Origin of the sequence: Bacteroides sp. HF-162 (assembly GCF_015679285.1) — a bacterium.
GTDB classification, from domain to species: Bacteria; Bacteroidota; Bacteroidia; order Bacteroidales; family Bacteroidaceae; genus Bacteroides; species Bacteroides uniformis.
In genome coordinates this window covers 567,960-582,364 of sequence record NZ_CP064937.1, presented here as the reverse complement: position 1 = coordinate 582,364, position 14,405 = coordinate 567,960, and the positions used below count along the sequence as shown (strand labels likewise).

Annotated in this window: 15 protein-coding genes; 4 read left to right on the top strand and 11 right to left on the bottom strand. The window is 46.8% G+C overall.

All coding sequences use genetic code 11. The features are described 5' to 3' along the window. Positions 1 to 11: 11 nt before the first annotated feature. From murD to mraZ, 7 genes are all read right to left on the bottom strand, one after another. Complete coding sequence (murD, locus tag ITJ87_RS02305; protein ID WP_117964702.1) at positions 12 to 1,346, bottom strand: UDP-N-acetylmuramoyl-L-alanine--D-glutamate ligase; 1,335 nt, start codon at positions 1,344 to 1,346, stop codon at positions 12 to 14. A 52-nt stretch (positions 1,347 to 1,398) separates the two neighbouring features. After that, positions 1,399 to 2,667: a phospho-N-acetylmuramoyl-pentapeptide-transferase gene (mraY, locus tag ITJ87_RS02300; RefSeq protein ID WP_117600205.1), complete on the bottom strand. Its 1,269-nt coding sequence runs from the start codon at positions 2,665 to 2,667 to the stop codon at positions 1,399 to 1,401. 8 nt (positions 2,668 to 2,675) lie between these two features. Further along, positions 2,676 to 4,124 (bottom strand): UDP-N-acetylmuramoyl-L-alanyl-D-glutamate--2,6-diaminopimelate ligase, encoded by a 1,449-nt coding sequence (locus tag ITJ87_RS02295; RefSeq protein WP_117600206.1) that lies wholly within the window; start codon positions 4,122 to 4,124, stop codon positions 2,676 to 2,678. Positions 4,125 to 4,167: 43 nt separating this feature from the next. Further along, on the bottom strand, positions 4,168 to 6,306 hold the full coding sequence (locus ITJ87_RS02290; protein ID WP_117600207.1) for a penicillin-binding protein: 2,139 nt from the start codon (positions 6,304 to 6,306) through the stop codon (positions 4,168 to 4,170). Positions 6,307 to 6,393: 87 nt separating this feature from the next. Next, positions 6,394 to 6,744 (bottom strand): FtsL-like putative cell division protein, encoded by a 351-nt coding sequence (locus ITJ87_RS02285; protein WP_005830386.1) that lies wholly within the window; start codon positions 6,742 to 6,744, stop codon positions 6,394 to 6,396. A 9-nt stretch (positions 6,745 to 6,753) separates the two neighbouring features. After that, entirely contained in the window at positions 6,754 to 7,674 is a 921-nt protein-coding gene (gene rsmH, locus ITJ87_RS02280) for a 16S rRNA (cytosine(1402)-N(4))-methyltransferase RsmH (protein ID WP_117600286.1), read from the bottom strand. Between the two features lie 10 nt (positions 7,675 to 7,684). Further along, a complete protein-coding gene (gene mraZ / locus ITJ87_RS02275; protein WP_117964704.1) occupies positions 7,685 to 8,161 on the bottom strand; it encodes a division/cell wall cluster transcriptional repressor MraZ in 477 nt (158 codons plus the stop codon). Between the two features lie 123 nt (positions 8,162 to 8,284). Between mraZ and ITJ87_RS02270 the strand changes: the two genes are divergently transcribed. Then, positions 8,285 to 8,530, top strand: coding sequence for a hypothetical protein (locus tag ITJ87_RS02270; protein WP_227204056.1), 246 nt, complete (start codon positions 8,285 to 8,287; stop codon positions 8,528 to 8,530). A gap of 184 nt (positions 8,531 to 8,714) precedes the next feature. Here the strand turns inward: ITJ87_RS02270 and ITJ87_RS02265 are convergent, their stop codons facing one another. From ITJ87_RS02265 to ITJ87_RS02255, 3 genes are all read right to left on the bottom strand, one after another. Next, positions 8,715 to 8,852, bottom strand: coding sequence for a hypothetical protein (locus tag ITJ87_RS02265; protein WP_158562784.1), 138 nt, complete (start codon positions 8,850 to 8,852; stop codon positions 8,715 to 8,717). Positions 8,853 to 8,970: 118 nt separating this feature from the next. Further along, on the bottom strand, positions 8,971 to 9,474 hold the full coding sequence (locus ITJ87_RS02260; RefSeq protein WP_117964706.1) for an RNA polymerase sigma factor: 504 nt from the start codon (positions 9,472 to 9,474) through the stop codon (positions 8,971 to 8,973). 372 nt (positions 9,475 to 9,846) lie between these two features. Further along, a complete protein-coding gene (locus tag ITJ87_RS02255; protein WP_117964708.1) occupies positions 9,847 to 10,350 on the bottom strand; it encodes an RNA polymerase sigma factor in 504 nt (167 codons plus the stop codon). 213 nt (positions 10,351 to 10,563) lie between these two features. Between ITJ87_RS02255 and ITJ87_RS02250 the strand changes: the two genes are divergently transcribed. Both ITJ87_RS02250 and ITJ87_RS02245 read left to right on the top strand, forming a co-directional pair. After that, positions 10,564 to 11,382, top strand: coding sequence for a 1-acyl-sn-glycerol-3-phosphate acyltransferase (locus ITJ87_RS02250; RefSeq protein ID WP_117964710.1), 819 nt, complete (start codon positions 10,564 to 10,566; stop codon positions 11,380 to 11,382). 43 nt (positions 11,383 to 11,425) lie between these two features. Next, a complete protein-coding gene (locus tag ITJ87_RS02245) occupies positions 11,426 to 12,403 on the top strand; it encodes a GNAT family N-acetyltransferase (RefSeq protein WP_117964712.1) in 978 nt (325 codons plus the stop codon). A gap of 28 nt (positions 12,404 to 12,431) precedes the next feature. Here ITJ87_RS02245 and ITJ87_RS02240 read toward each other — a convergent pair whose 3' ends face one another. Then, positions 12,432 to 13,760, bottom strand: a complete 1,329-nt coding sequence (locus tag ITJ87_RS02240) for a deoxyguanosinetriphosphate triphosphohydrolase (protein ID WP_117964714.1) — start codon at positions 13,758 to 13,760, stop codon at positions 12,432 to 12,434. Positions 13,761 to 13,943: 183 nt separating this feature from the next. Here ITJ87_RS02240 and dut point away from each other — a divergent pair, with 183 nt between their 5' ends. Then, complete coding sequence (gene dut, locus ITJ87_RS02235; protein ID WP_117703874.1) at positions 13,944 to 14,378, top strand: dUTP diphosphatase; 435 nt, start codon at positions 13,944 to 13,946, stop codon at positions 14,376 to 14,378. The last annotated feature ends 27 nt before the right edge of the window (positions 14,379 to 14,405 follow it).

Genomic DNA, 14,405 nt, shown 5'->3' with positions numbered 1-14,405 from the left:
GCACTTGTCTTTTATAGTGCTCTGACACATGCTTTGAACTGTTCGCCGCGGTCTTCATAACTCTTGAAGAGGTCGAAGGAGGCACAGCAAGGGCTGAGCAACACGGTTTCACCTTTCTTTGCCAGTTTGAAGGCTGCTTCTACGGCATTCTTCATGCCGGTCTGAACATCAGCTACGGGCAATCCTAAGCGGTCGAAGAAGTCGTGCAGCTTTTCGTTGTGTAATCCCAAATATACCAGGGCAGAGCACTTTTCGCGTACAAGGTCTTCGATTTCCGTATAATCATTTCCTTTGTCCTTACCGCCGAGGATAAGTACGGTTTTGCCGGTCATGCTTTGCAGGGCATACCAGCAGGAGTTTACGTTCGTTGCCTTGGAATCATTGATGAAGCTTACGCCGCGTACGGTGGCTACTTTCTCCAATCGGTGCTCCACTCCCTTGAAGTCGGACAAAGCCTTGCGGATATATTCTTTTCGGATACCGGCCAAGTTGGCCGAGATACCAGCGGCTAATGAATTGTATAAGTTGTGTGTGCCGTGCAGCGCCAGCTCCTCTTGCTCCATATTGAAGGCTATCGGTTCGTTGATTTCCACTTCACCGTCTTCCACGTATGCGATGGCTCCGTCTTCCTTTACGGCAGCGAACGGGTAAAGATGGGCGCGCAGGCCATGCTTGTCCAGTTCGCGCTTGATGATGGGGTCGTCGTTCCAGAAGATAAAAGCGTCTTCCGGTGTCTGGTTTTGGGTGATGCGGAATTTGGCGTCCACATATTTCTGCATACAGTGGTCGTAACGGTCCAAGTGGTCCGGAGTGATGTTCATCAGTACGGCAATGTTGGCACGGAAGTTATACATATTGTCCAGTTGGAAGGAACTCAGCTCAATGACGTAGTAATCATGCTGCTCCGTGGCTACCTGCAAGGCCAGGCTGTTGCCGATGTTGCCGGCGAGGCCGACGTTCAGTCCTGCACTCTTGAAGATGTGATAAATGAGCGAGGTGGTTGTAGTCTTTCCATTTGAGCCGGTGATACAGACCATCTTTGCGTCAGTGTACCGTCCCGCAAACTCTATCTCAGAGATGATGGGCGTACCTTTTTCCTTTAATTTCACAATGAGCGGAGCGTCGTTGGGGATACCGGGGCTTTTCACCACTTCGTCAGCATTCAGAATCAGCTCTTTTGTGTGGTGTCCCTCTTCCCAGGCAATGCCGTATTTATCCAGCAGTTCCTTGTATTTGTCTTTAATGGCAGACATGTCGGAGACGAACGTGTCGAAACCTTTCACTTTGGCCAGTACAGCAGCGCCTGCGCCGCTTTCGCCAGCTCCTAATACTACAATTCTACTCATAATATTTATATACTAATATGTCAATGTGGAAACTATGCTAATGCATCCCACATTATCTAATCTTTAATGTTATAATTGTTATCGCTGCTAGTACAATCGTCACAATCCAGAAGCGGATGGTGATTTTGGATTCGTGGAACAGCTTGTCCGGTTTGGTGAATACCACGCTGCATCCCGGTTCTATCAGGCTCATGGAAGTGCGGAAGTGGTCGTGTATCGGCGTTCTTTTGAAGAGACGTTGTTTCACGCCTTTCCGCTTGCCTGTCTTGTAGTAGAGGCGTTGCAGGATGACCGAGAGGTTCTCCACCAGGAAGATACCGCAAAGGATGGGTATCAGCAGTTCCTTGTGAATAATGATGGCGTATACTGCGATGATTCCTCCAATGGTCAGACTGCCCGTATCGCCCATGAATACTTGGGCCGGATAGGCATTGTACCATAAGAAGCCGATAAGTGCACCGATGAAGGCACAGATAAAGATTACCAGTTCTTCCGAGCCGGGAATGTACATGATATTCAGGTAGCCGGCATATTCAATGTGGCTCGACACGTAGGCGAGTATTCCCAAGGTTAGTCCGATAATGGCGGAGTTCCCTGCCGCCATTCCGTCCATTCCGTCATTCAGGTTGGCTCCGTTGCTGACGGCGGTAACTACGAAAATAGTGATAATCACGAACAATATCCAACCTGCTGTTTGGGCATGTTCACCCATAAAGCTTACTAAGTCGGAATAGTCGAAGTTGTTGCTTTTGAAGAACGGGATGGTGGTCTGCGTTGCCTTGATTTCCTTGGCTGCATGTACTACTTCTATTTGTCCCCCTGGCTTCTCTATTTCTATGTTCTCGCGGATAACCACCTGCGGGCTGAGGTAGAGAGTCAATCCGACGATAAGTCCTAAACCTACTTGACCGATGATTTTGAACTTACCGTGCAGGCCTTCCTTGTCCTTTTTGAATATCTTGATGTAGTCGTCGGCAAATCCTAGCGACCCTAACCAGATTGTGGTAATCAGCATCAATATCATATAAATATTGTCTAACTTGCCCAGTAGCAAGCAAGGAATGAGTGTGGCAAAAATAATGATGACACCGCCCATGCTGGGTACTCCCACTTTGTTCACACCGAATGGATCGATACTGGCATCACGTTGCGTTTCGGTAATTTGCTTGCGCTTCAGTAGATTGATGAACTTGTCTCCCCAGATGCTCGAAATGAGCAATGCCAGAATGATTGCCATCAACGAACGGAAGGATGTATAGCCGAACATGCCCGCACCGGGGAAGTCATATTTGTCTAACCATTGAAATAAGTAGTATAACATAATGTTAATTATTTAATTATTTCATTTAATATCTCTTTGTCGTCAAAATGGTGTTTCACGCCTTTAATCTCCTGATAATTCTCATGCCCTTTGCCTGCAACGAGAATCACGTCTCCCGGCTGTGCCAGCATGCAGGCTGTCTTGATGGCTTCGCGGCGGTCGGTGATGCTGATGGTTTTCTGCATGTCGTCTTTATCCAGCCCCGCCAGCATGTCGTTGATGATGTCCTGCGGCTCTTCAAAGCGCGGGTTATCGGAGGTAATGATGACCCGGTCGCTCAAGCGGGCGGATTCTTTGGCCATGATGGGACGCTTGCCTTTGTCGCGGTTGCCGCCGGCACCTACAACGGTAATCACTTTTCCTTTTCCTTCCAGCACTCCGTGAATGGCGTTCAATACATTGACCAGGGCGTCTGGAGTATGCGCATAGTCCACAATGGCAGTGTAGCCTTTCGGTGAACGGATGGCATCGAAGCGGCCGGTTACCGGACGCAGCGTACTGAGGGCAACCAGTACATCTTCTTCTTTCTTGCCCAGCAATACGGCAGTACCGAATACCGCCAGCAGGTTGTAGGCATTGAATTTTCCGATGAAACGTACTGCCAGCTCGTGGTTGTTGAAGTCAAGTAACATTCCCTCGAAATGAGATTCCAAGACTTTGCCTTTGAAGTCGCTAAGACTGCGCAAAGAGTAGGTGTATACTTTCGAACGGGTATTCTGTGTCATCACGAGTCCGTTCTTGTCATCCAGGTTGGTCAGGCTGAAAGCTCCTTTCGGCAGTTCGTCGAAGAACTTTTTCTTGGCCTTGAGATAGTTCTCCACCGTTTTATGATAATCCAGATGGTCGCGGGTCAGATTAGTGAAAATACCGCCGGCAAACTTCAGACCGCTGATGCGCTTCTGGGCAATGGAATGGGAACTGACTTCCATGAAGGCATACTTGCAGCCGGAGTCCGCCATCTCTCCAAGTAGGCGGTTCAAGGTTATTGGGTCCGGGGTGGTATGTTCGGTCGGTACGGGCTGGTCGTCGATGTAATTACATACAGTGGAAACCAGTCCGACCTTGTAGCCGAAGTAGCGGAAAGTATTATATAATAAGGTAGCAACGGTTGTTTTTCCGTTGGTTCCGGTCACGCCGATGAGTTCCATCTTGGATGTAGGGTCACCATAGAAAGTGGTGGCCACTTTCCCTACGGCATCTTCACTGTCTTTCACCAGAATGTAGGTGGTGCCGGTCTTGAGCTCTTCCGGCAATTCTTCACACAATACTGCGACAGCCCCTTTGTCGATAGCAGCTGGGATATAGGCATGCCCGTCGGTCTGCGTACCACGCATGGCCATGAACAGATGTCCGGTTTCTATCAGGCGGGAGTCTATATTCACTCCCGTTATCTCCATGTTTGTACTTCCGGCAATCCGGACCGGCTGTATTGTTGCCAACAAATCACTTAATTTCATACCTTATTATATAATGTATATCCAAATCTTGTTTATTCTCATGTTAACGTAGTGTCAGGGCTATGGTTTGTCCTTTCACTATCCGACTGCCGCTTGCTATGGACTGGTTCCTCACCCGTCCTACGCCGTTTAGCCTTACTTTCAGTCCTTTGCTCTCTAAAAGGTAGACTGCATCTTTCGCTCCCATACCGACCACGCTGGGCACGGTGCCCGAGGCCAGTTCCTGGTCTTGCAGGATGACTGCCGACGGGGCAGCTTGTGTATGTCCCCACTGCTCCTTTTTCTTTTGTTCGGAGAACTGTTTCTGGACGGGAACTTTCAGATCGTTCAATACAAGGAGCGCCTCGTTCATCTCTCCGGCTTTCACGGGAGGAATCACATTGGTGGTACTGTCTATGGCACTGCGTATGTCAAAACGCAGGTCTTTGGCATAAACTCTTTCCGCTATTTTCCCAAAGACACTACCTGCCATCAGACCGCCTGAAGCTGGTAACCCAGGCTTCTGAATGGAAACGATGCAACTGTATTTAGGTGCTTCCGAGGGGAAATATCCGCAGAAACTTACAAGGTAGTTCACCCGTCCCGACTTATATCCGGCTGCTCCTTGAGAAATCTGTGCCGTACCCGTCTTGCCCGATACGGAGAACTGCTTGCTGCCGGCGGGTTTTGCCAGACCTTGCGATACCACTTTCCGAAGGATTTCGCGGATCTGTGTCAGGGTATGGTCGGAACATATCTTGGGATTGATTACTTCCGTAGGATATTCTTTCACTACCTCACCATCCTTTACCGCTGCTTTCACAAACTTGGGGCGTACCATGACCCCATTGTTGGCTATGGCATTGTAGAAGGTCAGTATGTTCATAGGAGGTACCTGGGTCTCGTAGCCGATACTCATCCACGGTAAAGTCGTTTTGGCAAAATAACGCTCTTTAGGTCCTTTGATGTTGGGCTTTCCTTCACCAGGAATTTGCAGATGAAGCGGCTGGTCGATGCTCATGCGCTTCAAACCGTCCACGAACTTCTGCGGATTATCCTTGTAGTGCTTGTCGATGAGGTAGGAGACGCCCACATTGGAAGAAACTTCCAGAATACGTGTCACATCTATCTTTCCATAGCCTCCCCGGTGCCAGTTGTGGTCTCTCATCTTGCTGCCGTACATATTCATAATACCGTTGCCCGTGTCTACCTCGGTATCCGGGGTTATCTTGCCGTCTTCCAGTGCCACCATAATGGAGGCTGTCTTGAAGGTGGAGCCCGGTTCCAACATATCGCTGATGGCATTACTGTTCATTTCGTAGTAATTGCCGTCTCCGGCTTTCATCATGTTGACAATGGCCTTTACTTCTCCGGTAGCCACTTCCATCAGTACGGCTACCCCGACATTGGCATTGATTTCCTTCAACTTGTCCACCAGGGCTTTTTCGCAGATGTCCTGCATGCCTACGTCGAGGGTGGATATGATGTCACAACCGTCTACCGGGGGAAGGTCTACGATATTCAGGTATTTGTTCATCACCTTCTGACGGTGGGTAATACCGTTCCGTCCTTTCAGCAGGGTGTCGAAGGCCAACTCAATGCCGTTGCGGGCTCCCATGGCTGTATCGGCATAAAGACGGCCCAGGGTTTGGGCTGCCAAAGAACCGAACGGCTTTTTACGCTGGTTGTATATCTGTTCGTGGAAACCGCCTCGGTATTTGTTCATCTTGAATACGGGTAACCGCTTGGCTTCCTTATACTGAATGTAAGAGATGCGCCGGTTGCGGTTGGGAAGAATGTTGTAGTTCCGGCTCTTCATCTCCCGCCCCTTGCGCAGATGGCTTTTGAAGGTGGCGGCACTGATGTCCGGAAAAATCTGATGAAGCCCGATACAGATGGAATCGAAATTGGCTTTCCAGATAGAATCCTTGCGCTGCTGGTCCTTTTTGCGGCGCTTCTCGTCCCTTTCGCCGGACATGAAGTCCATATATATTTTATATTCCGGCAGCGAACTTGCCATCAGTTTACCATCCGAGGACAGGATATTTCCCCGGTTGGGCTTCACCGTTACATTCTCTTTGACGAAGCGGTCGGCTACATCGTGCCAGTACTGTCGCTCGGCAAACATAATCATGGCGCCTTTCACAACAATAGCTATCCCCACCAGCCCCATGAGTAGGACGACGAAGAAGTAACGGGTCATTATGTTTTTTTTATTTACAGCCAATGTTATTTACGATTTAACGATTTACGATGTGCTATTGAAATTACTTTAATCCTCAATTCTCCATTATTTTAGTAAGTACGGTGGATTAGTGGAAGTCTGCAAATCACTTTCTTTGGTGGCGATGTATTCCTCGATGCGCGATTGGCGGCTCCGTTCCATTAATTCCGAACTGCGTGTCAAGGCATCGTACTTGATGTCTATCAACTCTTTTTTAAGGTTGTCTATCTCTATCAGTTGCAGTTGGCATTCGTAACGGTTGTTGATGTAAATAATGATAAGCACCATGATAAGGAACAACAATCCGGCTTGACGGCGGAAGAAGTCTGTGGCCAGAATGTCGCCTCCTATGATGTTTTTCAGTGAGGTGCGTTTTTTCACCTTCTCCGTATTCTTTTCTTCTTGTTTCTTTTCCATTGCTAGTCACTAATCATTCGTTACTCTTTCTGCAATTCTCAGCTTGGCGCTGCGCGAACGCGGATTGCGCTCTATCTCTTCCTCGTCCGGTACAATTACTTTGTTGTTGACCAGCCGGAACGGGGTCAATACGTTCCCGAAGAAATCTTTTTCGGCCTTGCCTTCCACGTTGCCGGTTTTCATGATATTCTTCACCATACGGTCTTCCAGGGAGTGATAGGTTATCACCACCAGACGGCCTCCCGGCTTTAGCGCTTCTGTTGCTGCATACAGCATTTCTTTCAGTGCCTCCATTTCCTGGTTTACCTCAATGCGCAATGCCTGGAATACCTTTGCTAGTTCTTTCTTCTCACGTTCGCGGCCGAAGAGTGGCTTGACGATTTCCAAAAATTCGCCGATGGTGGCAATTCTCTGCGTAGCCCGTGCTTTAACAATGACAGATGCCAGTTTCCGGCTGTTCTTCAGCTCGCCGTACAGATAAAAAATATCGGCCAGCTTTTCTTCTTCGTAGGTATTCACGATGTCGGCAGCTGTCAGGCCGGCACGCTTGTTCATACGCATATCCAGTGCTCCGTCGAAGCGGAAGGAAAATCCCCGTTCGCTGTCATCAAAGTGATGGGAAGATACGCCGAGGTCGGCAAGTATGGCATCCACTTTTTCGATGCCGTGATAGCGTAGGAAGTTGTGCAGGTAGCGGAAGTTGCTGCGTACGAATGTAAAATGCGGGTTGTTCACAATGTTGCGTTCCGCATCCTCGTCCTGGTCGAAGCTCAGCAGCCGGCCGCCGTCTTCCAGGCGGGACAGTATCTCGCGCGAATGTCCTCCTCCACCAAACGTTACGTCTACATACGTGCCGTCCGGACGGATGCTCATCGCATCTACGCTCGGCATCAGCAATACGGGGATATGATATGTTGTTTCTTCTTTCATCATCTGTTGTTTATAGCTTATTTTCGTCACAGCAAATATTTTCGTCTCCCAGCAGCTCTTCAAGAGCCTCACTGAACTCGTCAGGGTTCATGAATGGTTGTTCGGCACGTTCCTTGGCCCAGATTTCTATTGTGTTGTCCACGCCAATGAAGCGGACATCACTTTGTATACCCGCCATTTGCAGGTAACGCTTTGGGAGCAGGATGCGTCCGTTCCCGTCAGGGATCATGATTTCCGCGTCACTTACGAACTGGCGGAAAATCATTTGCTGTTTGGCGTTCCATTTATTCAGCCGGCAGCGAAGTTGGTTTTGGGTGGCAAACCATACACTTTCCGGGTAGAGCACCAGGCAATCCTGATATACGTCCTTGCGCAACACGAGCTTTTCTTCGGAAGCGGCCTGCAGCTGTTTCCGGAAGGTGGCCGGGATGAAAACTCTTCCTTTTGCATCTGCCTTCGCCTCGATATTACCTAAGAATTGTATCATTTCTCACCTTATTATAATAAGCGACGGTAAAAATACACATTTCCCCACAATTCCCCACAATCTTTTAACTAAAATCTTAGGAAGAAGTTTTCAACACCTTGTTGATAGCTTATTCATTTGATAATGAAGCTACTTTTGAAGCACTTTGCTGGTGGGGGAATTTGTGTAGTCTCTTTTGAAAAGATTCAGTTAGAGATGGCGGGTCTTTGGTTTGAAAGTCGCTTGTTGGTGGAATGGTGTCTTGGGCGGGAAACTTCTTTCCCAGCCTTGCGGATATCTAAACCAAGCCTTGGTTTTTCTATCTCAAGGCTTGGTTTGGAAAAACCAAAGTTTGGGATAAAGCTCTTTCTTAACTCTTCCTTGTTTTAGTATTAACTTCTTAACTCTTTTTTGTTAATTTCCCATCTTTTTTTGTGAACGTTACCGTTTGCCGGGAGATGATGGGGAGGAGTGATAATATTCCCCTAGGGTGGTTGATTATTATATTCATCCACAGAATCCGGTGGATAAATCTTTTTTTTACTGTATGCTGTTCAGCGAGTCAAGTTTGTCTTCATTGACCAGCTGTACGTAGTGCCATACCTGCGTACTTGACGTGCTTGCTCATGGCCGGCTGTACGACAAAAACAGCAGGAGCTTCCATTGCCATTGTTACAAATGTGCAGGCTGTAATGGTTGTCTGTTTCTTCATGTTGTTTATTAATCACTCGGTTTTTCTTTAGGTATCTTGGTTTGTATTCTATGATTGTCTGGTATATTTCTTTTTTATCCGGCCAATAAATAAACAATTCTTTGCTTGCCGTATTCTCTTATCTGAAATCCTTCAAGTCATGCTGCAGCTTCTGGCGGGTAAAAAAGATACGGCTCTTTACTGTTCCAAGTGGGAGGTTCAGCTTTTCTGCGATTTCACGGTACTTGAAACCGGAAATGTGCATGGAGAAAGGTATCTTGTACTCACGTGGCAGGGCATTGACAATGCGGTGCATTTCCTTCAGGTCGTAAGCACTTTCTGTGCTGTCAAGTGTGAGGTCATGCGGTGTATTCAGATGATAGAGATTGTCTGTGGTATCTGCAAACGTCTGGTCACGTACCACTTTACGGTAATTGTTGATGAAAATATTACGCATGATGGTATATATCCATCCTTTAAAGTTGGTATCAGGTGTATACTTCTCTTCATTGCCCAGAGCTTTTAATGATGTCTCTTGAAGCAGATCGTTGGCTTCTTCGCGGTTGGAGGTTAATTTATATGCAAAGCGTAATAAGTCGTTTTGAACTCCGAGTAGGTCTTGGGTAAATGTTCTATTATTCATAATGGATGTTTTTTTAATTATTGTTCGTTTTATTGATGATGCAAAGTTATGGATGATTCTTTTTTTGATAGACGGAAATCAAACTCTCTTTGGGGGGAAATCTAATAATTGGCAGTTTTCAGGTGGTTTTGGTTAGCTTTCAGTGCTTCGGATAGCTGGAAAGGTGGAATGTAACCAGAGGTTACTACCTGATTTTTGTAAATAATATTATCGCAAAGTGTAACGGCTTGAATATGTTCGTGCAGAAATATAAAGGCGAGACCATGAAAGGTAGACATGGGATTGTCCCTGCCTACCTTTCTCTCTTTTGATACAACTAAAATTTGTACTCTTCTTAATTTATGGAAATCACTGGTTTTATATGCTGGGTTCTTAAACAAAATCCTTCAAGTCTTGTTGTAATCTTTGGCGGGTGAAGTAAATGCGGCTCTTTACCGTACCTAAGGGTAACCCCAGCTTCTCTGCAATTTCGCGGTACTTGAAGCCGGAGACATGCATGGAGAAGGGAATCTTGTACTCCCGTGGCAGGGCGTTGACAATGCGGTGCATCTCTTTCAAATCATATGCCCTTTCTGTGCTCTCAAAAGCGGTGTCATGCGGCAGGTTCAGGTGATAGAGATTATCCGTGGTGTCCGCAAAAGTCTGGTCACGCACCACTTTGCGGTAATTGTTGATGAAGATATTACGCATGATGGTATATATCCATCCTTTGAAATTGGTATCGGGAGTATACTTCTTTTCGTTATCCAGAGCTTTCAGGGATGTTTCCTGCAGGAGGTCGTTGGCTTCTTCACGGTCGGAAGTAAGTTTGTATGCAAAACGCAATAAATCGTCTTGAACTCCGAGCAGGTCTTTTTTAAATGTTATATTGTTCATATGTGCTATGTTTTTTCGTTAATCATGATATTGCAAGTTTACGGAAGTTTTCTTTTTCAGGCAGACGGATTTCAAACACACTTTAGGGGGAAAACTGTCAATTGATAGTTTTTAGGTGTTATTTGATAGATTTCGGGTGTAGTTTTCTGTCCTTTTTTTGCGATTAATTAAAAAGATGAGTTAATTTTGCACATTCATTTCATCAAAAGAAGAATGGCTGACGACTCTTTATTTTTGATTGACATAGACAAGATACTTCGGGAAAAGGCTCCGAAGAAGTCTAAGTATATCCCCAAGTTCGTAGTTTCTTATTTGAAGCATATCGTTCATCAAGAGGAATTGAATGTCTTTTTGCGGGAGTCGAAAGATAAAGTCGGTGTGGATTTTCTGAAAGCTTGTCTGGAGTTCCTTGATGCCAATATTGTGGTAAAGGGGGAGGAGAATCTGCCTAAAGAAGGGCTTTATACTTTTGTATCCAACCATCCCCTGGGTGGGCAGGACGGAGTGGCGTTGGGTTATGTCTTGGGCTCCTTTTATGGCGGCAAGGTGAAATATATGGTCAACGACCTGCTGATGAACCTGCACGGACTGGCACCGCTCTGCATCCCCATCAACAAGACGGGAAAGCAGGCCAAAGACTTCCCGAGAATGGTGGAGGCGGGATTTGCTTCGGACAATCAGCTCATCATGTTTCCCGCAGGTCTTTGTTCACGTAGGCAGAATGGGGTCATCCGTGACTTGGATTGGAAAAAGACCTTTATCGTGAAGAGTGTCGAAGCCCACCGTGATGTAGTTCCCATCCACTTCGAAGGGCGGAACTCCAATTTCTTTTATAATCTTGCCAATCTTTGTAAGATGTTGGGTGTCAAGTTCAATATCGCCATGCTTTACCTGGCAGATGAAATGCTGAAGAATCGCCATAAAACATTTACTATCACCATAGGGAAGCCTATCCCCTGGCAAACTTTCGATAAATCGAAAAGCCCGGCTGGATGGGCGCAATATGTGAAGGATATTGTATATAAATTGTAGAGAGACCGTATTTATATAAAAGAAGAACTACTAACAGAGAAATATGGAAGATGTAATTGCACCGATAAGCAAGGAGCTGTTGAAAGCGGAGTTGACTGAGGAGAAGCGCCTGCGTATGACCAATAGAAGTCATAACCAGATATATATCATTACTGCCCAAGACTCTCCGAATACCATGAAGGAGATCGGCCGTTTGCGCGAGATTGCGTTCCGCGCTGCGGGAGGAGGAACGGGCAAGTCTATGGATATTGACGAATATGACATCATGGACAATCCGTACAAGCAGTTGATTGTCTGGAATCCGGAAGCTGAAGAAATTTTGGGTGGATACCGTTATATCTTGGGTACGGATGTGCGTTTTGACGAACATGGTGCCCCTATTCTGGCAACTGCCCATATGTTTAACTTTTCGGATAAATTTTTGAAGGACTATCTTCCTACGACCATTGAGTTGGGACGTTCGTTCGTTACGTTGGAGTATCAGTCTACGCGTGCAGACAGTAAAGGTCTGTTTGCGTTGGATAATCTGTGGGATGGTTTGGGCGCACTGACCGTAGTCATGCCCAATGTGAAGTATTTCTTCGGAAAGGTGACTATGTATCCCAGCTATCATCGTCAGAGTCGTGATAAGATTCTTTATTTTCTTCGGAAACACTTTGCGGATAAGGACAACCTGATTACTCCGATGAAGCCGTTACTTCTGGAATCGGACGAGAATGAATTGGCAGCTCTCTTCTGTAAAGACTCTTTTAAGGAAGACTATAAGATTTTGAATTGTGAAATCCGTAAGGCGGGGTATAATATTCCCCCTCTGGTGAATGCCTATATGAGTCTCAGCCCTACCATGCGTATGTTCGGTACAGCCATCAATTACGGTTTCGGAGATGTGGAGGAAACGGGTATCCTGATTGCCGTGGACGAGATTTTAGCAGAAAAGCGCATTCGCCACATCGAGTCATTCATAGCGAGCGCACCGGAGGCATGCAAGCTTACGTCGGGAGCAAATAAGGTTGTATCATAGGACTATCCGGAAGAATGCTTGTCGTCTGTTATACCGCTGGCAAGCTATTCCCGTTTATTTTCCTGTATAAATCGAGTGCAAATACATCTGTCATTCCGGAGATGTAATCCAGTACCGCCTGCATTCTTTCATAGAGTGCAGGCGCTTTTATGTTGTACTGGCCCGATACGCGATTGATGAGCAGTTGCGAATATGCCTTTTCTGGAGAACGCACGGCGTCAATCATCAGTTCGAGTAGGGTACTGATGATGCGGAAACCGGCAAGTTCAATGTCCAGTACGTCGCGTGAGCGGTAAATCCTCTTCAGGGAGATGTCTGCACAGTGCTTGTAGGCATTGGCTGGTACCTCGGATATATGGTTGATGAGGCTTCCTTCAAATTCTCCTTTCAGAATCTTTTCTTCATTGTCTACAAAGGCTTGCACGCATTCGCCGATAAGCAGCCCGATAACGCTGGAACGCAGATAGGCTATTTGCTCATTGGTGTCACTTACTATCTCCATCGTTTTGAGCCGGTGTGCTTGGCGCTCTTTCGAGAAATAAGAAAGAAGCAACTCTTTGGTTTCTTGTGTAGTCAGAATTTTCAGTTTGTGAGCATCCTCAATATCCATCATCTGGTAGCAGATGTCATCGGCGGCTTCCACCAGATAGACTAGCGGGTGGCGGGCATATTTCAACGGGGCATCGTTCTGCTTCTCCATACCCAACTCTTCTGCTATGCGGCGGAAACTTTCTTCCTCTGTGATGAAGAAACCGAATTTTGACTTTTTGCCAGCAAGACTCGATGAAAAGGGATATTTCACGATGCTTGCCAAGGTGGAGTAGGTGAGTACAAATCCTCCCTGTCGCCTTCCCTCAAACTGGTGGGTAAGCAGGCGGAACGCATTTGCATTTCCTTCAAAGTGAGTAAGGTCCTCCCATTGGGCAGGTGTCAGTTGGCCCTTCAGGGACATTCCTTTTCCTTCAGAAAAAAAGGTGGAAATTGCTCGTTCTCCCGAATGTCCGAAAGGAGGATTTCCCAAGTCGTGTGCCAGGCAGGCGGCGGAAACGATGGAGCCTATTTCGGTGAGGTAGCTGTCTTGCAGTTCCGGACGGCGGGCAATGAGAGCTTTCGATACATCGTTGCCTAGTGAGCGACCTACACATGATACTTCCAGGCTGTGCGTCAATCGGTTGTGGACGAATACACTACCGGGAAGAGGGAATACCTGGGTTTTGTTCTGCAGACGGCGGAAGGGGGCGGAGAAGACAAGGCGGTCATAGTCACGTTGGAATTCCGAGCGGTTTTCATGGCGTTCCTGATGAAACTCTTCCAGTCCGAAACGTTTGGCAGATATGAGCGTATTCCAATTCATCATGATGTTATTTACGATTGAAGTTACTATTATTTAACTGCAAATGTATCACTATTTTGTATAAAAAGCCGTATTTTCGCCCAAGTTTATAGTGAAACGGAGATGAATTGCGAAACTTGAATTACTCGAATTGTAAGAATAGAAGTAGCCCTAATTGTAAATCGTCAAATCGTAAATAACATCATGTTGAACGTACAAATCATCAATAAATCAAAGCATCCGCTTCCGGCTTATGCCACTGAGCTGTCTGCAGGAATGGATATCCGTGCAAACCTTAATGAATCTATTTCGCTGGCTCCGATGCAGCGGTGTCTGGTGCCTACTGGCCTTTATATCGCTCTTCCGGAAGGATTTGAGGCGCAAGTGCGTCCGCGTAGCGGATTGGCCATTAAGAAGGGGATTACCGTGCTGAACTCCCCTGGAACGATTGATGCCGATTACCGTGGTGAAGTTTGTATTATTCTCGTCAACCTTTCTGCAGAAACCTTCGTCATCGAAGATGGGGAGAGGATTGCACAAATGGTGATAGCGCGTCACGAACAAGCTCTTTGGCAGGAAGTGGAAGTGCTGGATGAGACGGAGCGCGGTGCCGGTGGCTTCGGGCATACGGGTAAAAAATGAATGGATATTGTTCCGTTTTTACGGGCT

Excerpts from the sequence above, each read along its gene's own strand:
- murD (WP_117964702.1), bottom strand. The coding sequence starts at position 1,346 with ATGAGTAGAATTGTAGTATTAGGAGCTGGCGAAAGCGGCGCAGGCGCT.
- mraY (WP_117600205.1), bottom strand. The coding sequence starts at position 2,667 with ATGTTATACTACTTATTTCAATGGTTAGACAAATATGACTTCCCCGGT.
- ITJ87_RS02295 (WP_117600206.1), bottom strand. The coding sequence starts at position 4,124 with ATGAAATTAAGTGATTTGTTGGCAACAATACAGCCGGTCCGGATTGCC.
- ITJ87_RS02290 (WP_117600207.1), bottom strand. The coding sequence starts at position 6,306 with ATGACCCGTTACTTCTTCGTCGTCCTACTCATGGGGCTGGTGGGGATA.
- ITJ87_RS02285 (WP_005830386.1), bottom strand. The coding sequence starts at position 6,744 with ATGGAAAAGAAACAAGAAGAAAAGAATACGGAGAAGGTGAAAAAACGC.
- rsmH (WP_117600286.1), bottom strand. The coding sequence starts at position 7,674 with ATGAAAGAAGAAACAACATATCATATCCCCGTATTGCTGATGCCGAGC.
- mraZ (WP_117964704.1), bottom strand. The coding sequence starts at position 8,161 with ATGATACAATTCTTAGGTAATATCGAGGCGAAGGCAGATGCAAAAGGA.
- ITJ87_RS02270 (WP_227204056.1), top strand. The coding sequence starts at position 8,285 with ATGAAGCTACTTTTGAAGCACTTTGCTGGTGGGGGAATTTGTGTAGTC.
- ITJ87_RS02265 (WP_158562784.1), bottom strand. The coding sequence starts at position 8,852 with ATGAAGAAACAGACAACCATTACAGCCTGCACATTTGTAACAATGGCA.
- ITJ87_RS02260 (WP_117964706.1), bottom strand. The coding sequence starts at position 9,474 with ATGAATAATAGAACATTTACCCAAGACCTACTCGGAGTTCAAAACGAC.
- ITJ87_RS02255 (WP_117964708.1), bottom strand. The coding sequence starts at position 10,350 with ATGAACAATATAACATTTAAAAAAGACCTGCTCGGAGTTCAAGACGAT.
- ITJ87_RS02250 (WP_117964710.1), top strand. The coding sequence starts at position 10,564 with ATGGCTGACGACTCTTTATTTTTGATTGACATAGACAAGATACTTCGG.
- ITJ87_RS02245 (WP_117964712.1), top strand. The coding sequence starts at position 11,426 with ATGGAAGATGTAATTGCACCGATAAGCAAGGAGCTGTTGAAAGCGGAG.
- ITJ87_RS02240 (WP_117964714.1), bottom strand. The coding sequence starts at position 13,760 with ATGATGAATTGGAATACGCTCATATCTGCCAAACGTTTCGGACTGGAA.